This is a genomic window from Vulcanisaeta distributa DSM 14429, assembly GCF_000148385.1.
In the GTDB taxonomy this organism is placed as follows: Archaea; Thermoproteota; Thermoprotei; order Thermoproteales; family Thermocladiaceae; genus Vulcanisaeta; species Vulcanisaeta distributa.
Genome location: NC_014537.1, coordinates 1329293 through 1355910, shown reverse-complemented (window position 1 = coordinate 1355910; position 26618 = coordinate 1329293). Strand labels below are relative to the sequence as shown.

Below are 26618 nucleotides of genomic sequence, written 5' to 3'. Positions count from 1 at the left end.
ATAACGGTTTCCTCTATGGAAATCCTTAAAATGTATTCGTGGCTATCATGATATGATGGGTATTAAGACCTGGTTAATGTCATTCAGCCCGACAACGTTAACGAGCGCCTTCTCGTCCGTGACCCTAGGCACCGCATTGGCCTGGTACTTAAATGATAGGTTCAATCCAATAATCTACGTAATAACGCTGGCGGCTCTACTACTGGCCCAGGCAGGGGTTAACCTGGTACATGACTATTACGATTACCTAAGTGGCGTAGACATACTGTACAGGGCCAGTGGCTTCTCCCATAGACCTCACCCAATAATAGACCTTAAATTGAGCCCTAGGGATGTTATTACCGTAGGTTATGTATTCCTAGCGATAGCCTTTATGGCGGGGGTTTACCTCTTTACCCTAGTGGGTTTGCCCGTGTTAATACTAGCCATGGCCGGCTTAATAATTGGCGTTGGTTACAGCATACCACCATTGAAATTCCACTATAGGGGCTATGGCGAGGTGCTTGCGGCACTTGCCATGGGGCCTCTCGTTACCTGGGGCTCGTACATCGTCCAGACGGGCATCTACGCAAACCCAGCACCATTAATCGTCGGTATACCAAACGGATTATTTACGCTATTAATACTAATCGGCTCAGGCGCCCTAGAGATTGATGCGTGCAGGACTGTGGGTAAGATAACGCTTGTATTACTCGTGGGCATTAGGAATACGAGGTACGTAGTCTACACATCAATAGCCCTCATGTACTTAGCCATCGTGATCTCAGCAATCCTGCATTACTTACCCTACATTTCACTGGTATCGTTATTACTTATTCCACGCACACTGAGATTGGCGGGTCCGTTACTCAGTGGTGATGAGAACGTGGTCAGAAGTAGGTGGAGGGAGCTTAGGAATCTGTGGGCTGGTCCCTTCAGTGTCAGGTTAATCCTTTTAATAATCTTCATAGTATCAATGATAATAGCTCGAATATACCCACCTCTCTCAATATAATACATGGTACGAAATAGCAAATAGCTTAAATAGCCGATACGTACCTGGTTAGCGTATGAGTATTCAGGGAAGCCTTGAGTCTATTAGGCGTAGGGCTATCATTAGTGCCTACCTTGGTTGGGTCATGGATGGTTACGACGCACTTCTGGTTACGCCGATAATGCCGTTACTTGGCGAATTATTCTTCCCTGGACCATACTCCCTACTTGGTGGCTTATCGACGCTAGTGGCTACGCTTATTGGTAGGCCGCTTGGCTCCGTTATCATGGGTTACGTGGGTGACAGGTTTGGTAGGAGGGTTGGGCTGTTAATAACTGTCCTCGGTTACAGCCTATCAGCCCTAGTAATAGCGCTATTACCGACTTACGCAGTCATAGGCGTACTCGCGCCATTAACCCTACTGGCGTTAAGGTTTCTCCAGGGAGTATTCCTAGGTGGTGAGTGGGGCCCTGGTACGGCAATGATTATGGAATGGAGTAGGTGGGGGAAGGAGGTGACTTCGGCATTCGTACAGAGTGGCTACCCAATAGGGGTTGTCATAGCAACAATGGTCAATGTCATGTTCCTAACCTACATGGGGCCAATACCCTTCAATGCCTATGGCTGGAGGATATACATGGGTACTGGAGCTGTAGTGGCGGTTCTAGCCTTCATAATTAGGAGCAGGCTTGTAGAGTCGCCATTATGGTCGAGGCCCAAGGCAAACCCGCTGACGTTGTTATTCAAGCGTGGAGGTGCATGGCTTGGGTACGGCATACTATTCACGGGTGGGTTACTGACAATTTACTACTCCACATACCTGATATACTCAGACTTCCTAAAGGTCATCGGTGCAGCGAGCATAATACCCAGTGTCATGCTAATCTCGACAATAGCCGCAGTAATAGCCGTCCTCCTCGCTGGTCCATTAGCCCTGGCAATTAGTTATAGGTGGTTCATAATAGGCACGTTAATGATTTCACTGGCCTACGCACCAATTGCCCTATTGCTATATCCAAACTTCATAAACCTGGTAATATTGGCGTTCATCGAGAACTTCGCGATGGGTCTCGTGCCATACGTATTAATTGATAAATTCGATGTTCAATACAGGGCAAGCGGGCTAGGCGTATCCTATAACTGGGGCTTGTTAATTGGTGGTTGGGCGCCAATGATCGTTGGATTAATAAGCCCCATGGGTTTAGGCATGGTGGTGATGATGGCCGTCGGCGTGACCTTAGCAATCATAGGGCTATTAATGCTGTCAAGGGCGAGCAGGTAACTCACTCCCCTGTTAATCCCCTTAGTATCTCCAGCATCTTCCTGGCATTTTCAAGCATCCAGTGGTCATTATTGAAAAACACGTAAATCGCATTAGGATTGAGGGAGACAGCCTTAATCGCTAGGTCCCTAAGCTCATCCTCACCATAGTCATACATATACCAATCAGTCCTACCGTGAAGCCTCAAATAAATAATGCCATTTGTACTCCTAACCCACGTAACACCAGGCTCGTCAACAGACACTACGGTAATGCCTAAGCCCCTCAGTTCATTAATGGCGTCCTCACTGCCGAACCAGCTCTTGTGGCGAAATTCAATGGCAAGCCTAGCGCCAAGTCCTGTTTCCCTGGCGAATGTTCTAATCCTCTCCATACTCTCATCATTATAGGCGAAGGATGGGGGCATTTGAAATAGGTAGAAATCTATGTATGGATCAAGCGGTTGAAACAAGTCCCTAAACCTACGCCAGGTGTCCAGGGCATCTTCCTTGAGTCTCTTAACGTGGGTTATGTACCTATGAACCTTAACAGCCCACCTAAGTCCAGCGCCCTTCCTAGCCCAGGAAGCCACCTGGTTCCTGAATGGGAATCTATAGAATGATGCATTGAGTTCAACGGCATTAAGCCCGGAGTTCCTTACATACCAATCAAAGGTCGAATCCTGGTTCCAGTCGTAGAGCCACCCTGACGTTCCAACAAAGACCTTGACCACGGAGTAACCATTGCTAACGCCTTATAAAGCTACCACGCAATGGATTAATGGGTGATGATGGCTGTCGGGACACCAGAGGCGGTGATGAGCACCTGGAGGGCTGATAGTTATTTAAACCGCAATGAGTAATTTGCCTTGGGGATGTCGAGTAATGCCTTGAGTGCCATGTTCATGAGTGCGCTGGAGGTTCTAAACTATGCCAAGGAGGAGCTTGATAAAGCTCTCAGGTTAAAGGATATGCTTCTATACAGGAATGCAGCAGACAAGGCATTCCTCGCATTAATCATAGCCATAAACGCATTCATTTACGGAAAGACTGGGGTAATCCCCAGGAACCACGGTGAACGTAGGAGGATTCTCAGAGAGATTGGTCGCGAAGACTTAAGGGCATTATACAGCGATTTAATGAGGACTCTCCATGATGAGGCATTTTACGAAGGCGTTTACGAACCAGATGAGGTTAGTTACGCCATTAATAAAATCGAGAACCTAATCAGAGAATTAATGAGTGGATAACGACTTAAGGATTAATTACCCAGTTGTGCTGGTTATCTTTAGTGATTGGGTTGTGCCGCCACTGACCTGGTGATGATGGGGTCACGAATGACCTTAACTATTCCTGTTGAAGTATATGTAGACCGTTTTACTGTGATAGTTACAATTGCTTAGGTCGTAAAGTATGCAGTTCGACATAAGGTATATACCTAATGTCGGATTCTGATTTAATGTTCGTTCTATGAAGAATACGTAGACATACACATACCCATCATACACATTATGCGCCGGTATACATGCTAGGGAGTCTATGCACATATTTACGTAATTACCCAATGAGTATGGTAGGTAGGAGTAAGTAAGTTTCAGTGGTTTGCTTGAATTTACTGCTAAGTATAGGGTTGAGTTTATGATCATAATTTTTATAGTACCACTGACATTAGGCATTATGATTGGTGAGAGCATTCCTGGGAAGTACGTGAATATTAATACCCCTCTTGGCTTATTTACTATGAAGGTGTACGTATCTTTAGAGGAGTAATCAATACCTATTATATGATCGAGTTCTTACCAACGATTATTGAGTTACTTCCTAATCTCAATATCGTGGCAATGTTATAATTGTTTGTGAACCAATAACCATCGTAATAGGGACATGTGGAAGGTATGTATGTTCGTTCTATTTCTGGTAATAAGGCAATAAAGAGTAGTTTTAGTGTTTTTGCAGGTATACCGTAAATGAGCGTGAGCATTACCAGTATTACTGTCAATATTGCAAATGACATAATTATAATAACCAATGTCTTATTCATACTCCATTATGCTTATACAACAATGTCCTTATATGCATTAATTAATTATGTTTCGAATTAGAATTATTTCTAATTCGTTGTGACTTTGAATTTCTAGCCCTAATTAATTCATCAGCCGCTGCCTATTCTCATTAACCTCAGCATTACGTATTGATAATAACCGATTAAGTCCGTGGCATTTGGCGATATCGCTAACGCACTGAACTTCTCTAGGTAACTGGATATACCCGTTGGGTATGAGTATGTGTGCACAGCTATTAAGTCCTTACTTGTCCTAGCGTAGTTGCCGGATATTCCAGTGACTACTGCGCCTCCGTACGGATTGATTATTTGTAGGGTCAGGTTCATGAAGCCGTAGGAGTTAAGGGACTCGAGTACGTCAGTCTTATAGTCCATGCCCGGTAATGAGTAGTGTTCATGTGCGTCCATCCCTAGGTTAACGGTGGCATACTGAATATACGCGGCTGGGTATGGGTATGAGGTTGGCGGCGCCAGTGGTGTTACGTAGGCGGTTACGTTAAATATTATTGGGTACTTATAGGCGAGGCTCATTGTGAATAGGTCGGCGCCATTTATGTTCTCAGATGATGACTCAGTGAAGTTCTCGCTTAATATACCATATTCCATTACAACATTAAATAATTGATAGGCATTAAACACGCCGGACTGCTCGAAGGATGCCACTTCAATGCCGTGCTCAAAGACTAGTCTCGATACGTAATTCAGCGTATAATTGCCATACTCCATATATTCTGTTAAGCCCGTGGATGTTGTTGAGAAGATAGGTCCGGAATCGTAGAAGCTTGAGTATGCAGTTATTAATTGACCACTAACCATTGGGTTCGATTCGTTAACCCATAGCATGAGTACTCCTGATACTGTCCAGGTGAAGTAGGGCAGTCCCGTCAATTCGTATGCCTCGTATAGGTTCGTCATAGTCAATGTAATATTAACGTCGTTAATGCCCGTAGCAAGTAATGGCGTTATGTCGGCCATGTATGGGTTATGAAATGACAATGTGTTTATTGATGGCATAGGCTTCCACATGAATGGGTCAATACCTCCAGTGTATATGGTCTCGAATGGGTTAAAGACGGCAGCCAGGTAATTATTATAGTAAACAAGGAGTTCGCGGGTGGCAGGCTCATTCGTGTACCAGAATTCATCTAATTCACCGCCCTCCATGTACATGAGCAGCACAGCCCTATACGTCCCACTGGGTATGTTTGTTATTAACGTTACCTTATCATGGAATGGATTAAGCCCTATTAGGGATACCCCATAGGAATTAGGCGCAATTGGTATGAAGTAATTAGGTAAGCCGTTGGGTTCAGGCCCTGGGTATAGATAAAGTGTCACGTTGACTATGTAATAGCCTGTGACGCCTATGCTTGGCACAATCCAATTGGGTAGTAACGCCTTGAAGGTTATGCATGAGCCGGAGAGCATGTTCTCAAAGATTGTTAGGTCAGACCAAGCCGATGAATTCAGTATCTCCTGCGTTGAACCCCAAAATACTGGTACTCCATTGGCGAATATGTAGAATGCCCTATCGTACTGAGGACCGCCGGTCTCCATTATTGTCACATTCAGTATAATGAGACTGTACGTGCCTGATGGTATACATACAGTACTGCTCTGCGGTACCGTTGCGTAGGCATTGTTTAATTCATATGGGAATATGGCATTGACGAATATTGGAATTACTATGGGCCTAGTACTTGGTGGCAGTGGTTGATATGCCTCGAAGGAGTAGAAGCCATTATACGTAACGAATGGGTCTTTACTGAGGGGCGTTGTCATGTTATAGATCTGCGGATGTTCCACCTGGTTTGCACTGGTGATCATCGCCATCGCCAGTAGGATTGTTATTGACACAAGTATTACGTACTTAAGGCCTATCCCTATCATAGTTTATACACTACTTGTTGTATTATTAAGTATTATTGTTTCTATTCCAAGTAGCAACCATTAAATAGCAAAGCCGAAATACTTTACATAGTTAAAGCGCTGTTCCCTCCTCACGTATAGGTAACCAGTTATTATGCCCACTATAAAGCCGAGTAGATGACCTAGGTATGCTATGCCGAAGGCGAAGGCCAGTGGTGATAGTAGGAATATTATTGCTATTATGTTAATTGGATTCGCCAATATCACGCCCCTGTGCGGTGTGGCTATGATAAAGCCTATAAGCCCAAATAACGCACCCGATGAACCGCCGACGAGGACTGGGGTTCCCATTGCGTAGTAGAGTATTGGTGAGAGGGCCGAGGCTATGCCGCTAAGCATGAAGGTTAGCCAGAAGTTCCTGGTCCCGAACATGGTCTCAAAGTACGGCCCAATCATCCACAGGGTGAGCATGTCGAAGAAGTAATCCGCATATGACGGGTGCGCGAATATTGCCGTTATGAAGCCCCAGGGGGTTATTGGAGGCCATGTACTACCTAGTAGTGCGACCATTGTTTCGTAGGATGCCTGGTTCATGTTCATGGCTATGAATATTGGTATTGTGAGTGCTGTTGATACTATGAAGGCAATTAATGTGTTTCTAAACCTATACATCGTCTATCGCAGCTTTAATTCATTAAAATGCTTAACGCACATGCATTTATAAGGGGGTACGTCATAACCTCCTGGGCAATGAAACGACTCAATATAGTGTTTGGGGAGTTCGCTAGAGGATGTAGACAGTGCCAATTGGGTATTAAGAGCGTGCTATTCATAACGGGTTTATGCCCATTGAACTGCTTCTACTGCCCTGTCAATAGGGATAGGTTTGGTAGGGATGTGATGTTCATTAACGATAGGCCAGTCAATAAGTTCCCAGATGATATAATCGATGAGTTGGATAGGGCTGGGTCAAATGGATTAGCGATAACAGGTGGTGATCCAATAATGGTTGTTGATAGGGTGGTTACGCTGGTGAAGTTGCTTAAGGACACTTATGGGCGGGGCTTTCATATACACATGTATACCCACGCCCTGAACATTAATGAGGAGGCCATTAAGAAGTTGGCCGGTAGTGGTATTGATGAGGTTAGAATACACGCAATAAACACGACCCAGTTAAGTGGTAAGCTCGATTTGCTCAGGATACTTAAGGATGCAGGTGTTGAGCTCGGCCTTGAGGTGCCTGCCCTGCCCAGGTTTGAGGATGATATTGTTAAGGTTGCTGAACTTCTCATTAGTAATGGCCTGATAAGTTTCGTAAATTTGAATGAACTTGACGTAAGCCCTGCGAACATAAGCAATTTAATAAGCATGGGCTATAAACCAGGGCCTGACGGTAGTGTTATAGGCAGTGTTGACGCCGGTATAAAAATAGCCAGTGAGATTAGGAGGAAGTGGCCCTGGGTAAACGTCAACGTATGCACGTCACGCTACAAGGACCTAGCCCAAATTGGTGCTAGGCTTTTTAGGATTAATATGAGGGTTAGTGCTGGGAATGAGGTTGCGCTTGATGATGGTACTGTGGAGAGTAGGGGCGAAGGTGGTGTGGTCATTAAGTTGAGGATTGGCGGTAAGGAATACACCGTTGAGAACTACTAACGACACTCATTTAGTAACTGGAGCTCCTTAACAAGCTCCCTCCAATCACTCAATTGCTTAATCAATTCATTCCTGCAGTAAATCTCTATTGAGGCTATTCCATACGCATCAATGATTTGGTGAGGCGGCGCTGGAAATGCTGATGCCCAGGCCACGTAATTACCCTCAGGGCTCAAGGCCCTAATCTCCTTCTCAAGGGCAATCATGTTCCTCGACTTCCTCAACCTGATAATGACCTTAAGCCCCTTACTCCTAACCATAGTTAATACTTGTTCGATGTCCTTAATCGTGACCATGAATCAACCACCCTTAACAGGCCTAAATGTAAATGCCTTATAATAAGTGATAACCCCCTCGGAGCTCACAAGAGCCAGGACCAATTGTGTGCCCATGCTCTCACTGTACTTCAACACATTCAGTAATTCCATTACCTGTATACCCAATCCCTCAGTGACTATCTTTATCATATACCTCGGGCTTGAATTCACGGGGCTCTTACCCTTATCCCACACCAGGAAGTCCACGGGGCCATTAATCACGGGCTTTATGAAGTAACCCCTCTTCCTCATGTCCAGGTAAACCGTTAGGGCGTGCGGACTCTTCACCTCCTTTATCAACTCATCCACACCAACCTCATTGCCGTCAATCAACACCCTGTAACCAATTATGGATAAGTACACGAGCTCTATGGGCCTTAGGACCATGGTACCATCCCTCACATCGCCAATACCCCTCTCCTCGAATTCATGGACATCACCATTACTAATCTTAACAAGACTATACTCATCAGTCCCAGTCTTCCTAACGACTATGGTTTTTTCCTGATTCTTCGAATCCCTCATTCCGCATTACCCATCAATGTAAATATTTAAAAACCCACTACCCATCACCATTAACGGGATTAACCGTGGGCAAGAGAATACTAGTGCAGAGACGCGGGAGAGGTGGTTCGCAATTCAGAAGCCCAAGCTGGATTAGGGAAGGACCTGTTAGGTATTTACCCATGAGCGAGGCTGAGCTTAACGGCGTAGTTAGGGGCGTTGTTAAGGAACTGATGCATGTACCTGGGCTTAACGCCCCTGTAGCTAGGATAGCGCTTGAGGATGGTAGGGAATTCCTCAACTACGCGGCTGAGGGCATGTACGTGGGTCAGGTGATAGAGATTGGCGCAATGGCCAAGCCAATGCCAGGCAACATACTTCCGCTCGGTAAGATTCCCGAGGGCTCCATGATCTACAATATTGAGAAGAGGATTAATGATGGTGGTAAGTTCGTTAGATCGGGCGGTACTTACGCCGTAGTCCTCATTCATAAGGATAGCACCACTGTTGTTCAACTACCCAGTGGTAAGGTCATGGAGATAGACTCAAGGGCCAGGGCAACGGTAGGCATCGTGGCTGGCGGCGGTAGGATTGAGAAGCCCATGGTTAAGGCAGGCGCCAAGTACTATAGATCACTTGCTAAGTCCTGGAAGTACCCAACGGTTAGGGGTAAGGCGATGAACGCATACGCGCATCCACATGGTGGTGGTAGTCATCAGAAGGGTGAGACGCCGGTGCCGAGAACTGCACCACCTGGTCAGAAGGTTGGTATAATAGCACCAAGGTGCACTGGCAGGAGGTGTCCACAGATTGTGCCGAGGGGTAAGAGAGTCTGGGCATCTGGCTATCCGAAGAAGACGAGACTTAAGAATAAGAGAACAAGTGCAATGCCGTCAGAATAAGGTCACCCACCCCTACTCATCAATTCCCTGCATTTATTCAATTCAACACTTAATGCTGAGTATTTATTAACGTCCCTATACCTAATATCCTCAAGGTACCTCTTGGCCCCATTTATTATGGATCTAAGCACCTCACGTGACGATAAATAACTTCCGTACTTCTCCTGGACCTTGTTAATAATGTCATTACAATTAACGACACCCTCATTAAGTAGGCTTATGACGTAATTTACAGCATCCTCCATGATCTTCTTAATCTCAGTCCAATGAATATCACCTGCCTTAGTATGCACTAAGCCCTGGGCTGGCAGGTTTGGTGACCAAGTATAACCGCAGTCCAGGCACTTGAATGTTAATGACTCTGAAACAACGATTGCTATCCTCCTGGAGCCACACCTCGGGCATGAAATACCCTGAATAGACATACCTCATTTATGAAGTCAACTCATTTGCTATAAAATGCTTATGCTAATTCCCGAATAATTACGGTAATGATATTACATAAAACGCCGGATGTGCTTGCAGGGTATATTCCTCTGGCTTAGCCAGGAAATAATCGTTGGACCAAACACAATCGGTGCCTTACCGAGTTCATCAACACTTCTCGAGCCTGTGAGGAACATGGCAATCTTAAATTCCCTAAGTAACTTACCGATGAATCTCTTGGCTTCATCATAACCTTTAAGTGCGGCTAATAGAAGGGGTCTTGACATTGAGAAGGCATTAGCTCCAATGGCTATTGCCTTGGCACCATCAAGCCCACTCCTAATGCCCCCTGAGGCGATTATTACGCCGTTGTACACACTCCTAACCTCACAAATGGATATCGCAGTTGGTATTCCCCAACCACTGAATACGTCAGCCTCATCCGTTGTCCCAGCCCTTATACTCTCTATCCTTATGAACGAAGTACCTCCAGTGCCGGCGACATCAATGGCGTCAGGACCAACCTTAGAAACAAGGGCCTTGGCGACCTCCATGGATATTCCATTACCAACCTCCTTAACAATCAACGGCCTATTAGCCACCCTCTTAATGAACCTAAGCTTATCAATGACACCTCTAAACCAGGGCTCACCCTCAGGCTGGAAAACCTCCTGGGCAGGGTTTAGATGAATGGCTATTGCATCTGCATTAATCATATCTATTGCTTGGGAAACCCAATCACTAAGCACCTTCTCATCAAGCCTAGAGACCTGTGGAGCACCCAGGTTGGCTATTTTAAGGGCGGTTGGCGCATTCTCTGCAACGACCCTAAAGCTCCTGGCAGTCTCAGGCTTGACTATGGCAACCCTCTGAGAGCCAACGTACATACCAATACCATATTCCTCAGCGCATTTAGCGAGTATGGTGTTTATTTTTTCGGCAGTCTCAGTACCACCAGTCATTGCGCCAATAATGAATGGAAACGACAACCTCTTATTAAATATCGTAATTGACGTATCGACATCATCAAGGTCAATTTCAGGTAACGCCATATGTATTAATTGTACCTCATTGAATAGGTTGTTACCCTCCTCAACGTTTTGTCCCGAGGCTATTCTAATGTGGTCATCCTTCCTACTCTCAATCATTTAAGTTCATGTTAATTAACGAAATAAAAACTTATCCTAAGTATCATGTAATCTATAACCTATATAGTTATTAAGAGTAAATATATTGATTAAACCCATTTCACAATATAAATTTATTAACAGAGCAATTCCCATACCATCTCGGTGATAAGAAAATGTTCATGAACAAAAACAAATCGCAGAATAACCAGGTAAATACGGAAAGGAGAATATACAGAGGATACACAGCTATTGAGTATTTGAGGGATGGTAAGGCTATTTTATGGAGTGGAAATAGGGCATACACGCTATATCTATGATTTGCTATTTTAAATTGAAAATAATATCTTATTAAAATGATCGTGTTTTCTCAAAATATTTTACGTCCTTAACTATTTGATGATTTTATCTTAAGCCATGCATTAACAACTTCACTTAACCAATCTGGTACGCTTACATACTTAGTCAATGTTTCTATTGTTGAATTGGTAAATTGGCAGTCGTTTATGCTATTCACGAAGTTTACGAACCAGTCAGGTAATCCCGAGGTGATGGCTATCGCATACACAAGCTCCTTACCCGTTATGCTATTTAATACAGTATCACTAAGCTCAGTATTCATTAGCAAGTATGCTGCATAGGTCTTTCGTAGTATTGGGTCTGACTTAATATCAATATTACCATTGACGCCGTTAGTGACCTTATTACCTATTGGGTCCGGGGTATTTGTTTGCTCAATTACCTTTGCCGTGCTCCTTGCACCCGCCTGTACCGTCTCAATGGTATGATGGAAAGCCTCCCTGCCCCTTAAGTATGAGAATACTGCAGCAAGTATGGCAAGTATGGCCGCCGTGTGGTATGCGTAGTAGAAGCCGACTGCCATGGCAGGCGCTATTGCGCTTGGGAAGAAGGTTAGCTTATCAATGTTGCTGAACACATTGGCTGGTAATAATATACCTGCCTGCTCAACCAAGGTCTTTATTGGGTCGTAACCTAGGAACGCTGCGAAGAGCGCGTATACTGGTGGTATTGACACGAGCTTTTCGGCGTCGAGCATTGGGACTCCGGCACTTAGTAACGCCTTGTATATTGACTGCGTAAGTACTGTTGAGGCTCCGGTCAGGATTAGTGTTAGGAATATTGCAAAGCTCATTAATAGGCCTATGTTTTGCATGGAAGCCCTCAGCCCAGATGCGGCTGACCTCTCTGTCGGTGGTACGGCGCTTAGTATTGATACGAGGTTTGGTGATTGAAATAGGCCTGAGCCGGCGCCCATTAATAGTAGTATTGCTGCAAACCATATGTAGTTGAAGTTCGTTATTGGCAGTAATGTTAGTAATTCGAAGCTTGCCGCAAGTAATATAGCACCGAGTGTGGATACTACCCTGGCACCAAACCTATTCAGCAACTTACCACCTATTGGTGCAAAAATGGCGTTGGTGATACTGCTCGGTATTAGGTATATCCCAGCCCAAAGAGGTGTGTCGGCGTATGGGACGCCATGAAGTGGCAGGTAAATAGCCTGTAAGAGCAGTGATAAGACGAATACATTGGCTCCCTGGGCGAGGAACAGGAAGAGACTGCTCACCACGCCGTAGGTGAACTGCCTAATCCTGAATAGCTTAACCCTAAGCATTGGCTCAGGAATCCTAGACTCAATGAAGAATAATAATGCGAACAAGGCACCGCCAACGCCAAGTAATACCCAAACCATTGGATTGCCCCAGCCGAGTGATGACCCTCCGTAAGGCATCATTGATAGCATTAATCCCATTAGCAGGAGCACTAATGACGTAGTTAATAATGATGCACCAATCCAGTCAATCTTAGCCTTTGCGAATCCAGCAGGTAATTTATAAACGCTCCTGTACGCCCATATAATACTGGCCACACCCACCGGTACGTTAAATAGGAATACCCACCTCCAGTTAATTGTTGCTAATAAACCACCAATCACTAAACCCAATATGCTACCTGCACTAAACGATATGCCTACGACCCCCTGTGCCACACCTCTACGCTCTGGTGGAAAAACATCAGTTATTATAGCAGCACTGTTACTAAACATCATTGATCCACCTAGGCCTTGCACGAATCTATAAATAACCATTTGAATCCCAGCAATGGCACCGTAACCTGGCGTTAATCCCAGTAGTAGCGATGCTGTGGTAAATACAATGTCACCTATCGTGAATACCCTACCCCTACCATACATGTCAGATAGCCTGCCGATGAGTGCCACGGTTATTGCCATTATCAGTGGATATGCGAACATTATCCATGCCATTATCATGAAACCTATTGATGAATTAATACTTAGTCCAATACCCCTGAGTATCGCGGGTAGTGCAATTACAACTGATGAGATATTCATCGATCCAAGCAGCGCTCCAAGGAACGCATTTATCAATACGGCCCTTCTCTGACTTTCACTTATTGATACCCATAGTTCTCTTTGCATACGATTATGGCATTCGGGTACTCAGCATTTATAAAACCTTCTTTGTTAGTGATATCGGCTATTTTCTCTATTTAGGGAAAGACTTAATTACTATTTGTCATAAATAAGACATTGTGGAGAAGGCTTTAATCATTGGGCTTGGGTTCATTGCGACGAACCTAGCTAAGCACTTAGTTGATAGGGGTTTTGATGTATATATAACCTATAGGTCAATTCACGGTAGTAAAGCACTGATGATGAAGGACCTGCTGAAGTTGAACGTAAAGCCTCACCGGCTAGACCCGAGTAATTACGAAGATCTGATGAAGTTAATTAATAACGTTAAGCCAAATTACGTGTTTAATACAGTGGGCCTGCTAAGTGGTTCATGGAATGAGTTGTGGAATGCCCATGTTGAAGTTCCCCGCAATATTGCAAGGGCAATACTAAGTATTGATAAATCAATAAAGCTGATTCACATAAGTGCTTCAGCAGCCTCAGGAAAAATAGGTAATTTCATAAAGGAAGAACCAGCACACTGTGATTTCTCTTACGTAAATCCCAGGAGTGATTATGAAAGGTCTAAATGCGATGGCGAAAGAACCATTAAAGAGCTAGGTAATGAGGGCCTTAATTACGTCATTGTTAGACCGACCCTTGTTTATGGTTATTACAATGATCATAATGAGTTCCTGAGCCTTTATAGGCTTGTGAGGATGGGCCTAGTGCCTCAGGTTAAGGGATTTATTGGTGCGATTTACGTGGGTTACCTGGTAAGAATGCTCGAGAAATTGGCTGTTAGTGAGGAGTTTAGGAATACGTTTCTCTATGCAACTGAGTGCACCATGTACAATTTAGGCGACTTCGCAGAACTAATGGCTAATTTCCTGGGAGTTAGCGGTGTCAGATTGCCATTACCGCCTAGCCTTATTGGTTTGTTTCTACCGAGTGGTGTTCGTTCGTTGCTTAAATACATTAATGTGCAGTATGATTGCGGAAGTACGAGGGGGGTATTAGGTGATGTTGAGCCTGCTATTGATGTTGGTGTTAAGGAGATGGTTGATTGGCTTAGGAGGGTTTATGGGTAGTAAGTATTTAATGGCTTATTTATGAGTGGTCTTGATGAGTGAGCCCAGGGTTGCCGGTGTATTAATGCTCGTTAGTGGAGCCTTCCTACTCATCCCAGCTATTCTCCTCGGTGTTGCATCACTTATCCTAGTGCCAATACCTAACATAGGTACTACGATTCTCTGGGCGTTAACATTGATAGTTATTGCCCTGGCCATAATGAACATAGGCGCTGGTGCATTATTAATATCTAGGCAGAATGATCCTGAGGTTCGGACGTTGGGTATTGTGGTTGCTGCGTTAAACCTGGTCTTTACTTGGTGGACATTGATAGGCGCCCTACTTGCCGTGCTTGAATTAGCGTTCCTAATATGACTTAATCATGTAGTACTCCTTATAATTACTGGAGTTTTATCAATGCCGTGAAGGTAATTCCACTTGGAACTGGTGGTTGGGTTTCAAACCCATTACTTGGTAATGTATCACTACTTGTGGAGGTTGGTAATTCAAGGATTTTAATTGATGCTGGTGAGGGCGCATATAGGGCTTTGAGGATGTGCGGCTTTGACGTGAATGACCTAGACTTGGTGCTCATAACGCATAGGCATGGGGATCATGTAATGGGCCTATCAACCCTGGCGCTATTTGCAAGGTCTAAGGGGGTGATGCTTAAGGTTTATGGGCCTAGGGATGTGGATCTACAAAGACTCTTTGACGCATTAGGTATACCGCAATACCTATCAGCAATAGAATTCCACCCAATTGACCCAAGCCCAGAGCCGTTAACCGTGTTAATCACTCATGATTACAGGATCACAGCCGTATTGGCCGACCACACAGTGCAGACCCTGGCGTATAGGATTGATGCGACTGATGGCTCGTGCATAACATATAGCAGTGATACAAGGCCAACAAAGAATATAGTTAACCTCGCCAAGGGCTGCACATTACTAATTCACGAGGCATCAGGGAACCCAGGCACTGAGGAGGCGTCCCATTTGCATGGTCATTCAACGACGAGTGAGTCAATTCAAATAGCCAGGGAAGCCGGTGTTAAGTACTTAATGCCGATTCATTATTACGTGGAACCGCCCATACTAAGTAATGTTGGTAATGATGTTGGTATTATCATACCATTGCCATGCACACCGCTTGATGTTCAGAAATTGAAATAACTAATTATTAGCATATAAATTGTTCATTTAATGATGTTGAGGTAGTAATAAGTGGTAATAATTTGAATAATATCAAAGAATTAACCCTAGGAAATACTTATAATTAAGGTATGCCAATCTATTATGTGAGGATGGGTATTTCACGTACTGTCTGGGCCATAATTGGTGTTATAATTGTGATAGTAATAGCAGTGGGTGCTTATTACTATATTAAAGCCGTAACCACACCTAAGACAGTAACCTTAGTTGTGGTTGCCTACTCAGGAACCACCGCACAATTCATACAATTCGCCGGTCAATTATTCCATGAGGAACATCCAAACGTGTATGTCAAGGTTATCACATACCCATTCAGTCAGTACGTTACTAACGAGTTAACGGCACTTGAGGCTCACTCAACTGAGTATGATATTATAGAGTTCACGTCAACATCATCACTTAGGTTTGTGCCTTATGTATTGCCGCTCAATCCATATGTAGGGACCCTATTCAACATGAGCGACTTAATGGCTCCTCAGGAGGCCTTTGGTGGCGAGTTTTACAACACGACGACTGGGCAGATTGAGTATATTGGCATAGCCTACGAGACTGTGACCTACATGCTTGCCTATAAGTGCTCAATATTCAACAACCAAACACTGGCTCAGGAGTTCTATAGTGAGTATGGTGTTGAGTTTAATCCATTAACATGGCAGAACTGGACCACCGTGCTTGAGGTTGATCAATTCCTCGTGGGTCACGGAATAACTAAGTATGGTGTCTTAGTCGATGATCACGTATCGCATGGCATAATAGATGCATACCCAGCAATATTTGGTTGGTGGTACATGAGAGATCCAAACCTTAACGACGGTAAGATTGGTGGTTTACCGAACTTCAACATAATGTTCTACGGAGCACCAGCCCCAGGTTGTACATACCCACTGCCTGACTTTAACACGACAGACGGTATTGAGGCTCTAGAGGTTTACAAGGAACTCGTGGCCTATGAGCCGCCGCCAAACGTCACACCGGTAACCTATGATAACCTGCCTGAGCTATATGCTGAGTACGCTCCCGCTGCATTAATGTTTGTAAGCCAATTATCATACTTACCATCAAGTGTTTATAATGACACGTGCTTAGCACCATTACCAGGTGGTTATGCAGAAACTGGCACTAACTTCCTAGCCGTTAGTAAGTACTCAACGCATAAGCAGTTGGCTCTCGAATTCCTGGCATTCCTAGTATCACCTAAGGTCCAGGTATATGAGTACCTGTACTTCCATAAGTTCCCAATATCAAAGGAGGCATTCCAAATGCTACTGAGTAATAGCACTCTTGGTTCGCATGATAAGGAGTTGCTTGAGGCGGTTTATGACGCGGCTCAGTACGCCTGGGCAAACCCACCGAACATACCACCTACATACACAGAGCTAATACCAAGCTTCAACCAGGAGGTGTTTAGCTACCTACTTGGGCAGGTAAATGCTCAGCAGGCGATGAATACGGCGGCCGAGTCCTGGATAAACGCCCTCGTTCAGACCTATGGTTCCTGTTCAGGCTAATACTTGCATATAACGTTAGCTTAAGTTAAAAATTAAAAATTAAATTCTTCACGATATGTAACTGGGCTGTCATGAGGAGGTTTTGGCTAATACCATATTTAATATACATACTAGCCTTCGGATTAATTCCATTAATCCTAACCTTTTACTTCGTTGGGTTTAACCCATCATCGATAAAGGGCTTAATAACGGATTTTCCGCCGGGCACGTTTAACCTGGCACTTTACAATACATTACTTTTCGCGACAATGACGGCTTTAATATCGACATTACTGGCATTGGTACTGGCTATTAGGGTTGATAGTTTACCCATGAGATGGCAGGTGCCAATGTCGCTAATAATACTTGTTCCGTACACGATACCATTCATATCATCATCAATGATATGGTACACGCTCTTCGACCCAATGTACGGTCCCTTCTACTACCTATTTAAGTTGTTTCACATACCCATGCTGAATATGACCACGATACCTGGTCTATCGATATGGGCAGTAATAATTGTAGGGATATGGAGCAGCACGTCCTTTGCCTACCTGGTAATCATTGGAGGTCTTAAGTCAATTAGTAAGGAGCTTAAGGAGGTTTCTCAGGTAGATGGTGCTTCCCTCTCGCAATACTACAGTGGTGTTGCACTACCCTACATTTTCAAGATCGTACTTACCGCATTCCTAGTAATATTTGTACTTCAACTAGGTAATTTCGACATACCATACGTGCTAACAGAGGGTGGACCTGGATACTCATCAACAACACTGCCTCTCCTCATATTCGACCTACTTTACTTCATTGGTAACTTCTCGGGTGGTGAGGCTGCAGCAGCTATACTCGCGGCTTTAGCCACATTACCAGCCGCGGCATTACTCTACGTTATGCGTAGTGGTGGGCTTTATGTAAGGCTTCCCGTGGTTAAAATACCAGATAAAGTCTATGACTCACTACTATGGTTATTAACCGTGATAGTACTTCTCTTCCTGTTGTTCCCTGTTTATTGGATGGTCGTGCTCGCCTTTAGACCTAATATCTATGACTTCATATCGCCACCAATACTATACCCAGTCGCCTTTACTGCCAAGTACTTCGTGAACGCACTCACCGGCTCTACACCCTACATATCCACAAACCTCGTTGTTGGAGTATTCGTAGCCTCGATCTCAGCGGTGCTTGCAGGTACAGCCTCTTACATAATGTCGAAGCAAAACATTTACTGGTTGTTACTAATCACGATATATCTATACTCATTACCAGCCACGAGCTTCATATTCCCAGTATACATCCTATTTATGAACTCAGGACTCCTAAACACCTGGTGGGCACTGATACTGGCTGAGCCCATATTCACAGTAACACTATCCGCCTGGCTCCTCTTTAACATATACAGGGATCTACCAAATGAGTATCAGGAGTTAGCTGAGATTGAGGGTGCCTCCTCAACATACACGTTATTTAGGATCATAGCACCAATAACCAGGAGTAGTTGGTTCATGGTCATGATACTATCCTTCATAATAAGCTGGCAGTTACTATTCTACCCATTAATACTCACGGAGACCCCATGGCAATTCAACTTCCCACCAACGGGCGCACAGACAGTAACAATATTCGCAATAGAGGCCATAAGGAGTAAGGCGGTTGATTGGGGATTGCTTGCATCATCAGCCCTTGTGGTTGCATTACCGGTCATGGTGCTTAGCTATATAATAATGGGTAGGTTGCTTGAGGGATTTAACATCGGTGGTATAAAGGGATAATTAAATACATGCATATGCATTATGCTATTCATAAGAATGCATGATGAGAAAGGTTTTTAAATCCGATATCAGAACCGATATTGGTGATAAGTATGTTCGGAATAACGAGATGGGGCGCATGGATAATACTGAACCAGATAACGGATAGGATTAAGATAAGTGATTTAAGAAGCAAGGTACCACTTTATGGTGCAGCCTTTGACTATGCAATAAGTGCACTGCAGATGGCAGGCTTAATAAGGGTTGTTAGGGAGGGTAATGAGGAATACGTGGAATTAACAGATCTTGGCAAGAGCTTCAAGAACTGGTACGCAAGCTATCCATACCCACCACCTGCACCATGGGGTCCAGGCTGGGGTTGGTTCTACGGAGGATGGCATGGCGGAAGGCGTTGGTGGCATTGGTGGTGGTAACATAACGCCATAACCTATTAAAATTAAAAATAGAAATTACCTTATTATCTCCGTTGGTATCCTCATAATAACCCTTGCCATCGGCGAAACTATGTTTGCAGCTAGTCTAACCAGTGTAACCATACTACCCCTAACCTCAAGCTTCCTAAACACGCTAAGCATCGTCGTCACCGGGTCACTCAACCCACTAAGGACCTTAAGCCACACATCATAGTCTGCAATAACCACGTAATCGTACGAACCAACGTCTGGATTTATAATGAAGGATGCCTCATTACATGAATTATTGAATTTAAGGAATATACCTACCGTATCAACCCTATTAACACCGTAAGTTCTCTGCAGGTAATTAATTACATTGGGACTTAGATTCCTACCGACTAATAATAAATCTATTTTCCAGCCATTTATCGCATTAAGGAAGTCCCTATCGCTATTAAGGCTCAGACATAAGACATCAACCCACTCCCTACTTGGAAATATGTACGTCACACAATAATTTTTAACGAACACTCTATAAACATTCCCCTAGTTTAATAACAATAGGTAACTACTTAAACACCTATTAAATTCCGATCTACACCTATGACAATCATCGGTGTACCACGGCTTTAGGCACTGCATCATGGCCTCCTGATATATTTTCCTTGAGTACTCAACTCTTTGACTAATCACGAGATAACTAATTAGAGAACTATCCTAAAAATTTACGAAAACTCTTTAAGCAATAATCATTATCTAGTGGATACCCTTTCTATTAATTAAATATTATACATATAATATCATTATCTCTTCAATACGTGATACCTTATTACGTATACAGATGTAGAAAGAGGTTTTATTAATTATTTTTTATTTTTATGTTCAATTACTAATTTATTAGAAATAGAAATACAACATTTAATAAAGTATTTTAATAAATACAATGCTAGTACCCTAGATGTTAACATGACTAATTATGTCTTTGGGCCTGTACCTTCACGTAGATTAGGTAGATCATTGGGCGTCAATGTTGTCCCGCTTAAGTACTGTAATTTCAACTGCATATATTGTCAACTTGGCAGGACAAGGCACGTAATAAATGACTTAAGAATGTTTTACCCACCTGAGGATATAATTAAGGAGTTAGAGATAGCTACGAGGACCAGGGATTATGATTATTTAACATTTATTGGTGATGGAGAACCAACACTATATGCTGGGCTTGGAAAGCTAATACAATGGGCTAGGAATAATCAGGATAAGCCATTGGCAATACTGACTAATGGGGCTAAGTTAATTGATGAAAACGTCAGGTCTTGGTTAAGTGAATTAAACGTGGTTAAGGTAAGTACTGATGCAGGGAGTGAGAAAACATTTAGGCTGATCAATAGACCACATAGGGAGATAACATTTGATAGGTTCATAGAGGGTATTGAGAGGTTCCGTGAGATATTTAGTGGGCAAATATGGACCGAGGTAATGCTTGTGCAGGGGGTGAATGATAATGAGGATGAAATGAAACGCATAGGTAATACCATGAGAAGATATAAGCCGGATAGGGTTTATATTATGGTACCGACAAGGCCACCAGCCGAGTCCTGGGTTAAGCCACCAACGTCCGATGTACTAATTAATCTTGCTAGGGTACTTTCGAGGTATGTGAATAGTGATAGGATATTCATAATAGATTATATTGAGAGAGGGGAGTTTCATATAGATAGGAATGATCCAGTAAATAGTTTGTTAGGTATCCTTAAGATACAACCAATGACTATCGAGCAGGTAATGGATGTTATTAAGAGGAATAACTTGGATATGTCTATTCTTGATGAAATAAGGAACTTCACAAAAGAGGTTGTGTTCAACGGCATTAAGTACTTAGTTTATTCCAGCGTGTGAGTTTCATTAAATATATAGTTCCTTTATTTGCATTATTTAATAACTAAAATAAGTACAAATACATATGCCGGAACCACTTAATTTTGATGTTGCGATTATTGGTGGTGGTATTGCCGGTGTGTCCATAGCTCGTGAGTTGTCTCAATACAGCATTAATGTTGCTGTTATTGAGAGGCATGACGATGTTGGTCTAGAAAGTACATCAACAAACCATAACTTGGTCTGTCAAGGTGGCGATTCTCTGTCATTCAGGCCAGGTACGCTCCATGCTGAATTGAATATTAAGAGCATACCGCTTTGGCCGAAACTTGCTGATGAACTGAACTTTCCATTGAAGAAGGTTGGTGGTCTTTGGCTAATTAGGGATAAGGCTGATTTCAAGAGATACCTAAGGCTTTATTCAAGGGCGTTCAAGTCCTCACTTGAACCAAATGCGCCTTATTACATTCCTGAGGGTAGTTTTCAACCCCTCGAGTTTGTGAATAGAAAGCAACTTCTGGATATGGAGCCATATGTTATGCCGAACGCCTTGGGCGCACTATATGACCCAAATCTATGCATTACAGACCCGATTAAGGTTGCCAAGGCTCTTGCTGAGAATGCTAAGGCTAATGGTGTTGAGTTCTTACTTAAACAGGAAGTTATTAAGATTGAAAGACAAGGTATAACGTATAGTATCTATACTAGGCAGGGATTGATCATTAAGTCAACCTTTGTGATTAATGCCTCCGGTATTGAGGTTGATAGAGTTGCTGAGATGGTTGGTGCAAGGAACTTCTCAATAGTTCCGTTGAAGGGTACATTAACAGACTTTGATGAGGAGGTTGGTAAATTAATAAGTCATGAGGTACACGTACTACCTAGGATGGAGGATTTACCCCATGTAAAGGCCGTATTACCTAATATTTATGGTTTCGCCAGATCAGGTATTTACCTAGAACTCACATATAAGAGTGATAAGGCTGTTCGCGAGGAAGCCGTTAATCATAATATTAAGGTTGCTAAGGAATTATTCCCAGAAATACCCTTTGAAAGACATATCGTTAAGTCATTCACAGGGTTCATGGCATACACAAACGCAGATACTGGTTGGCATGACTTTGTAGTTGACATACCTGATTACGTGCCTAACTGGATCAACATAGTGCTCGGTCCTGCCGGTGTATCAGCATCACCAATGCTCGGTAAGAAGGTAATTGAGTTATTAATACAGTCGGGACTTAGGCTTGAGCCTAAGAAGGGTTTTGACCCAAGGGCTAGGAGGAGTGTATCATCATGAGCGTACCAAGATTCTTAACTCTCGATATCGCGAAGAAGATGATTAATGCAATGATTAGGTATGCCCAGGATAATAAGGTGCCACCAGGTAGTTTTGCCGTGGTTGATGAGGGTGGTCATGTAATTGCGGTTGAACGTAGGGACAATGGCCCACCCGCGACCTTCGATATAGCAATTGACAAGGCCTGGACTGCAGCAACAATGAAAACATCAGCTAGAGTTCTTGAGGTTATTACGAGGGGTCAGGGTTGGAGACTTAATGTTAAGTATGGTGGTAGGCTCACGATAATACCCGGCTCGGTACCCGTGGTCTCGGGCAATAGAGTTATTGGTGGTATAGGGCATAGTGGTGGCTCTGCTGAGGAGGATGAGGCAATAGCACAGGCGGGGTTGAGCGCATTTTATAGGGAGGATCATATAGACTTCGCCGGCGAGGATAGACTTAGGTCATTAAGGAGGGTGGCAGATGCCGTGATCAACTATGTCATAGAGAAGAAGCTGCGTCCAGTGGTTATAACAATAGCTGATGAGTGGGGATGGCCGGTATTGATCTATAGGATGGATGGGACTCCCTATGGCTATATTGAGGTCTCACGCGATAGGGCCTGGACAGCAGTAGCCTTTAGAGTCCCATCAGATTCCATAGTTAATGAGGTAGGTATTGAGTATGGTATTGGTTGGAATGAGAGACTGACAGTGACGGCCGGTGGAATACCCTTTAAGTTACAGGGTTCATTATTCGCTATTGGTGTTGCTGGTAATAAGCCCCAGGATGATAAGGAGATAGCAATTTCAGCATTGAAGAGTACTGACGCAGAACCAATCATCTAAGCCCAGCCCCTAATCCACATCACCCATCAGTTGGGCAAGTCATCAGCATCAAAGTAAAAATCAATGCAATGCATTATTAACTTTACTTGATAATTGCCATGCTTAAAAATAGGATTTCTAACCAACCATGTGAGCACAAGAATAAGTCACATAACGTACTACATAGACCTGCGCTCAGCATACGTACAATTCCTAGGATGCAACTTCACCTGTCCATGGTGCATAAGAAGGCTGACTCCATGGGACCATCACCTAGAAAACAAGGAGCTTGTCAGATTGAAGTTCCAAGGACTACTAAACATTGATGAATTCCTGAGTATAATTGATGATGCCATGATAAATTACGGACTAGAGGAGACTGTTCTTGGGGGTGAGGAGCCGACGATTGATCCTATGTTACCAACAATAATAAGGGAGTTAAGAGATAGAAAATTAAGGATAAGACTACTAACGAATGCCTACGAAATAAGTAATGAACTACTAAACGAGTTAAGTCAATGCACCAACTGCGAGGTTGTAATTGGAATTAAAACGCTTGATCCAGATAAGCACATTAAGTACACAGGGAAACCCCTCGAACCAGTCCTGAGGAACATAAGGAGATTAATAAAGAGCAATGTCAGAGTCATATTCGAGACCGTGTTAATACCTAGCCTAAATGATGCTAAGGACATTGAGGAAATTGCAAAGTACCTGGCAAGTATTGTGAGGGATCCAGTCCTAATAATTGACCCATTAATACCAATACCTGGAACACCATGGAGAAGACCAACGAGAGAGGAGTTAAGTGACGCCATGAACAGCGCGAGTAAATATGTCAAGGCAATGAGCCATGAAAGATTAGGAAGATCCAGCGAGGTAATTGTATTATATCCAAGACCACGCTAATGGTGCCTCACAAGTAATTAGAAGGCGCTTAATCTACCTGACTGACTCAATTAGCCATATACCGAGCCTATTAGCCTCCTCCACCGTGCCAGGCAACGCCCTCATGCAATAGAGCACCTTCACGATAATTGCTTTATAGCCTCATTAACCCTATCATTAACCTCCCTAACCGTGTCCGGTCCAGCCCTAACCTTTGCCTCGCCAACAACTGTAACCCTACCATTAGTGCCGTAAATATCAAACTCATACCTAGCGTCTAGGTACGTTGGCCCAGTCTTAACCACTATACCTCTCTGGCCCAGGTAATACTGAGCCACGTAATTCGCCTCCTCTTCAAGCGACATTATCATGCGCTCCATCGTTCTATCAATCCTATCAAGACTCTCCTCAATTCTATCAAGTCTACCCTCAACCTTATCAAGTCTCACCTCAACTCCGTCAAGCCTTGCCTCAATACTGCTAATTCTCGTCTCAATACTACCAATTCTTGTCTCGATCTTACTAACCCTATTCCCAAGGGACGAAAAGCCACTCTTAAGCTCATTAACATCAGCCCTAACACCCTTGACCTCCTCAGTCAATGCCCTCATCGCACTAACCAAGTCACTAACCGCATTCCTAAGATTAACAATACCCAACAAACCCATTATAGCATACCTAAACTCCCTATCCTCCTCAAGCAATCTCAGGAACTCATCCTTCAAAAACACAATAAATAGGCGCAATTATAAATAGAAATCTACCCATGCAATGAGGTCCCTGAGCTCAATCTTGTCATTATAACCAGCCCGAAGATGAATATCCTCTCCACTAACCTAAAAGGCCAGTAACGGCAATTTAATACACCATCTAGATATATACATACTCTCTAAAAAGGAACATCAATGGCTATGGAGATGAACCGTAACACGAAACGCATTGAATCATGGTATAAAATCAAAGGAGTTGAATGTAAAGGTGGTAGCCGGGCCCGGATTCGAACCGGGGTCAACGGGTTTCTACCCCTGTTGGGTCCAAAGCCCGCCATCCTTGGCCGCTAGACGACCCGGCTAATAACAATGAGAAGAAACCAGTTTAAAAGCGCTACTCGTCGTATTTTACGGCATTATGCTCTTAACGCGTTTCTCTTTGTTGCTAATCCCCTTGCTATTAATAGCTTCGTTTCTATCGTGGCTACAGTCTCACCTCTTTGATTCTTAACCTCATGCTTGAAGGTTATCACGCCACCGTTGTACTTCTCACTTGGTTTCTTGTCGACGACCTCGGACTCTACGTATATTGTATCTCCGATTTTTACCGGCTTCAGGAACCTCGAGTGAACCTCGAGCAATGCGATCGTTGTTCCGGCGACTAACGGCGCGAAGAGACCCACGGCAAGCGCCTGGACTAGTAATCCATGGGCCACCCTACCCTCAAATATGGTCTCTTTTGCGAATAGGTCATCAACATGTAGTGGGTTGTAATCCCCCGTTAACCCGGCGAATTGTATTATGTGTGTCTCAGTGATCGTTAGTCCCTGTGACCTCATTTTCATGCCTACCTGGAAGTCGTCGAATGTGTATGGTGGTAATTTTAGGCTCACATTATGTTAATAATGCTCACATTATTAATGTTTACCCAGGTCTCAGAATTATTTCCTATGCCTAATAATGAGTAATATTGATAGTATTAGGACTATTGCGATTATTACTATTACGTAACTTAATGATGAGTAGGTAATGGGTTGGTACGTGCTCGTCTTCATTGTATGGGCGACTTCCGTGGTAGTTATGGGGCCTGTTGTTATGAAATTTATTACGTAGTTACCTGGTGTGAGTGTTAATACAATGCCATTACTTGTCGTCTGAAATCCCTGTATGTTACTTGGTATTGACGTTGGCAGTACATTGCTTGCCATGTAGATCTGGGTTTCATAATTAGTGTTTATGTTAAGTTGTAATGTTCCATTGCTTAGGACATTTATGTATGGTGTGTATGTTATTGTTATGTTCCCTGGGTTAACCATTGATAGGTATATCTCATTGTTCGATATGTAGTAGGGTATTGACTGCCCTGTACTATTCATCACCGTCACAGGACCCAGGGGCTGTACTGGGAGTGTTATGTTCATTAACAGTGCTGGTGTGTATAATGTGGCATTTATGATTACCAGTGAGTTGTTTCCCGTTAGGTATATGAATACTATGATTGAAAGTAGGTCAAGCACAATAAACTGCCTAAGGCTCTGTGTTATAAATCTTTCTTTCA

At 43.5% G+C, this 26618-nt stretch carries 31 protein-coding genes and 1 tRNA gene; 16 read left to right on the top strand and 16 right to left on the bottom strand.

Going from position 1 to position 26618, the window contains the following annotated elements; all coding sequences use genetic code 11:
- Positions 1-55: 55 nt before the first annotated feature.
- Entirely contained in the window at positions 56-994 is a 939-nt protein-coding gene (locus VDIS_RS07015; RefSeq protein ID WP_013336538.1) for a prenyltransferase, read from the top strand.
- A 55-nt stretch (positions 995-1049) separates the two neighbouring features.
- Positions 1050-2255 (top strand): MFS transporter, encoded by a 1206-nt coding sequence (locus tag VDIS_RS07010; protein WP_013336537.1) that lies wholly within the window; start codon positions 1050-1052, stop codon positions 2253-2255.
- Between the two features lies 1 nt (position 2256).
- On the opposite strand, the gene VDIS_RS07005 is transcribed toward VDIS_RS07010, so the two are convergent.
- On the bottom strand, positions 2257-2967 hold the full coding sequence (locus VDIS_RS07005; protein WP_013336536.1) for a DUF72 domain-containing protein: 711 nt from the start codon (positions 2965-2967) through the stop codon (positions 2257-2259).
- Between the two features lie 141 nt (positions 2968-3108).
- Between VDIS_RS07005 and VDIS_RS07000 the strand changes: the two genes are divergently transcribed.
- Positions 3109-3483: a PaREP1 family protein gene (locus tag VDIS_RS07000; RefSeq protein ID WP_013336535.1), complete on the top strand. Its 375-nt coding sequence runs from the start codon at positions 3109-3111 to the stop codon at positions 3481-3483.
- Between the two features lie 93 nt (positions 3484-3576).
- On the opposite strand, the gene VDIS_RS06995 is transcribed toward VDIS_RS07000, so the two are convergent.
- The 4 genes from VDIS_RS06995 to VDIS_RS06980 form a co-directional block, all read right to left on the bottom strand.
- On the bottom strand, positions 3577-3927 hold the full coding sequence (locus VDIS_RS06995; protein ID WP_013336534.1) for a hypothetical protein: 351 nt from the start codon (positions 3925-3927) through the stop codon (positions 3577-3579).
- Between the two features lie 86 nt (positions 3928-4013).
- Positions 4014-4247, bottom strand: a complete 234-nt coding sequence (locus tag VDIS_RS06990) for a hypothetical protein (protein WP_148678280.1) — start codon at positions 4245-4247, stop codon at positions 4014-4016.
- Between the two features lie 138 nt (positions 4248-4385).
- Positions 4386-6185 (bottom strand): peptide-N4-asparagine amidase, encoded by a 1800-nt coding sequence (locus VDIS_RS06985; protein WP_013336532.1) that lies wholly within the window; start codon positions 6183-6185, stop codon positions 4386-4388.
- 60 nt (positions 6186-6245) lie between these two features.
- A complete protein-coding gene (locus VDIS_RS06980; protein WP_013336531.1) occupies positions 6246-6836 on the bottom strand; it encodes a rhomboid family intramembrane serine protease in 591 nt (196 codons plus the stop codon).
- A gap of 78 nt (positions 6837-6914) precedes the next feature.
- Here VDIS_RS06980 and VDIS_RS06975 point away from each other — a divergent pair, with 78 nt between their 5' ends.
- Positions 6915-7823, top strand: coding sequence for a radical SAM protein (locus VDIS_RS06975; protein WP_245522469.1), 909 nt, complete (start codon positions 6915-6917; stop codon positions 7821-7823).
- Here VDIS_RS06975 and VDIS_RS06970 read toward each other — a convergent pair.
- Positions 7820-8119, bottom strand: a complete 300-nt coding sequence (locus tag VDIS_RS06970) for a hypothetical protein (RefSeq protein ID WP_013336529.1) — start codon at positions 8117-8119, stop codon at positions 7820-7822. The two genes, VDIS_RS06975 and VDIS_RS06970, sit on opposite strands and share 4 nt — an antisense overlap.
- A gap of 3 nt (positions 8120-8122) precedes the next feature.
- Positions 8123-8665, bottom strand: a complete 543-nt coding sequence (locus tag VDIS_RS06965; protein WP_013336528.1) for an endonuclease — start codon at positions 8663-8665, stop codon at positions 8123-8125.
- Positions 8666-8730: 65 nt separating this feature from the next.
- Between VDIS_RS06965 and VDIS_RS06960 the strand changes: the two genes are divergently transcribed.
- Positions 8731-9546: a 50S ribosomal protein L2 gene (locus VDIS_RS06960; protein WP_013336527.1), complete on the top strand. Its 816-nt coding sequence runs from the start codon at positions 8731-8733 to the stop codon at positions 9544-9546.
- A 2-nt stretch (positions 9547-9548) separates the two neighbouring features.
- On the opposite strand, the gene VDIS_RS06955 is transcribed toward VDIS_RS06960, so the two are convergent.
- Both VDIS_RS06955 and fni read right to left on the bottom strand, forming a co-directional pair.
- Entirely contained in the window at positions 9549-9971 is a 423-nt protein-coding gene (locus VDIS_RS06955) for a zinc ribbon domain-containing protein (RefSeq protein WP_013336526.1), read from the bottom strand.
- 72 nt (positions 9972-10043) lie between these two features.
- Positions 10044-11120: a type 2 isopentenyl-diphosphate Delta-isomerase gene (gene fni, locus VDIS_RS06950; protein WP_013336525.1), complete on the bottom strand. Its 1077-nt coding sequence runs from the start codon at positions 11118-11120 to the stop codon at positions 10044-10046.
- Positions 11121-11275: 155 nt separating this feature from the next.
- On the opposite strand from fni, the gene VDIS_RS12850 reads away from it, so the two are divergent.
- A complete protein-coding gene (locus VDIS_RS12850; protein ID WP_013336524.1) occupies positions 11276-11419 on the top strand; it encodes a hypothetical protein in 144 nt (47 codons plus the stop codon).
- Between the two features lie 68 nt (positions 11420-11487).
- On the opposite strand, the gene VDIS_RS06945 is transcribed toward VDIS_RS12850, so the two are convergent.
- Positions 11488-13560, bottom strand: a complete 2073-nt coding sequence (locus VDIS_RS06945; RefSeq protein WP_013336523.1) for an MFS transporter — start codon at positions 13558-13560, stop codon at positions 11488-11490.
- Positions 13561-13673: 113 nt separating this feature from the next.
- On the opposite strand from VDIS_RS06945, the gene VDIS_RS06940 reads away from it, so the two are divergent.
- From VDIS_RS06940 to VDIS_RS06915, 6 genes are all read left to right on the top strand, one after another.
- Positions 13674-14627: an NAD-dependent epimerase/dehydratase family protein gene (locus VDIS_RS06940; RefSeq protein ID WP_013336522.1), complete on the top strand. Its 954-nt coding sequence runs from the start codon at positions 13674-13676 to the stop codon at positions 14625-14627.
- A 34-nt stretch (positions 14628-14661) separates the two neighbouring features.
- Positions 14662-14982 (top strand): hypothetical protein, encoded by a 321-nt coding sequence (locus tag VDIS_RS06935; RefSeq protein WP_013336521.1) that lies wholly within the window; start codon positions 14662-14664, stop codon positions 14980-14982.
- A 47-nt stretch (positions 14983-15029) separates the two neighbouring features.
- Complete coding sequence (locus tag VDIS_RS06930) at positions 15030-15782, top strand: MBL fold metallo-hydrolase (RefSeq protein WP_013336520.1); 753 nt, start codon at positions 15030-15032, stop codon at positions 15780-15782.
- Positions 15783-15913: 131 nt separating this feature from the next.
- Positions 15914-17329: an ABC transporter substrate-binding protein gene (locus VDIS_RS06925; RefSeq protein ID WP_052885913.1), complete on the top strand. Its 1416-nt coding sequence runs from the start codon at positions 15914-15916 to the stop codon at positions 17327-17329.
- A 71-nt stretch (positions 17330-17400) separates the two neighbouring features.
- Entirely contained in the window at positions 17401-19080 is a 1680-nt protein-coding gene (locus VDIS_RS06920) for an ABC transporter permease (protein WP_013336518.1), read from the top strand.
- A 92-nt stretch (positions 19081-19172) separates the two neighbouring features.
- The gene (locus tag VDIS_RS06915; protein ID WP_013336517.1) at positions 19173-19493 is read left to right on the top strand and encodes a hypothetical protein; all 321 of its coding nucleotides are present in this window, start codon (positions 19173-19175) and stop codon (positions 19491-19493) included.
- Between the two features lie 36 nt (positions 19494-19529).
- Here the strand turns inward: VDIS_RS06915 and VDIS_RS06910 are convergent, their stop codons facing one another.
- A complete protein-coding gene (locus VDIS_RS06910; RefSeq protein WP_013336516.1) occupies positions 19530-19985 on the bottom strand; it encodes an SCP2 sterol-binding domain-containing protein in 456 nt (151 codons plus the stop codon).
- Between the two features lie 456 nt (positions 19986-20441).
- On the opposite strand from VDIS_RS06910, the gene VDIS_RS06905 reads away from it, so the two are divergent.
- The 4 genes from VDIS_RS06905 (at position 20442) to VDIS_RS06890 (ending at position 24371) form a co-directional block, all read left to right on the top strand.
- Entirely contained in the window at positions 20442-21374 is a 933-nt protein-coding gene (locus VDIS_RS06905) for a radical SAM protein (RefSeq protein ID WP_013336515.1), read from the top strand.
- Between the two features lie 64 nt (positions 21375-21438).
- Positions 21439-22653 (top strand): NAD(P)/FAD-dependent oxidoreductase, encoded by a 1215-nt coding sequence (locus VDIS_RS06900; RefSeq protein ID WP_013336514.1) that lies wholly within the window; start codon positions 21439-21441, stop codon positions 22651-22653.
- Positions 22650-23483 (top strand): GlcG/HbpS family heme-binding protein, encoded by an 834-nt coding sequence (locus tag VDIS_RS06895; protein ID WP_013336513.1) that lies wholly within the window; start codon positions 22650-22652, stop codon positions 23481-23483. Before VDIS_RS06900 ends, VDIS_RS06895 begins: the two co-directional genes overlap by 4 nt.
- Before the next feature lie 129 nt (positions 23484-23612).
- Positions 23613-24371: a radical SAM protein gene (locus VDIS_RS06890; protein WP_013336512.1), complete on the top strand. Its 759-nt coding sequence runs from the start codon at positions 23613-23615 to the stop codon at positions 24369-24371.
- Positions 24372-24404: 33 nt separating this feature from the next.
- Here VDIS_RS06890 and VDIS_RS13215 read toward each other — a convergent pair whose 3' ends face one another.
- The 5 genes from VDIS_RS13215 to VDIS_RS06870 form a co-directional block, all read right to left on the bottom strand.
- Positions 24405-24494: a DUF8196 domain-containing protein gene (locus VDIS_RS13215; protein WP_483756775.1), complete on the bottom strand. Its 90-nt coding sequence runs from the start codon at positions 24492-24494 to the stop codon at positions 24405-24407.
- Positions 24491-25081, bottom strand: coding sequence for a DUF8196 domain-containing protein (locus VDIS_RS06885; protein ID WP_013336511.1), 591 nt, complete (start codon positions 25079-25081; stop codon positions 24491-24493). The genes VDIS_RS13215 and VDIS_RS06885 overlap by 4 nt, the downstream gene beginning before the upstream one ends.
- A gap of 248 nt (positions 25082-25329) precedes the next feature.
- Positions 25330-25422, bottom strand: a tRNA-Gln gene (locus VDIS_RS06880).
- A 54-nt stretch (positions 25423-25476) separates the two neighbouring features.
- Positions 25477-25905, bottom strand: coding sequence for a MaoC family dehydratase (locus tag VDIS_RS06875; protein ID WP_052885912.1), 429 nt, complete (start codon positions 25903-25905; stop codon positions 25477-25479).
- Positions 25906-26001: 96 nt separating this feature from the next.
- A complete protein-coding gene (locus VDIS_RS06870; RefSeq protein WP_013336509.1) occupies positions 26002-26577 on the bottom strand; it encodes a hypothetical protein in 576 nt (191 codons plus the stop codon).
- Positions 26578-26618 lie beyond the last annotated feature (41 nt).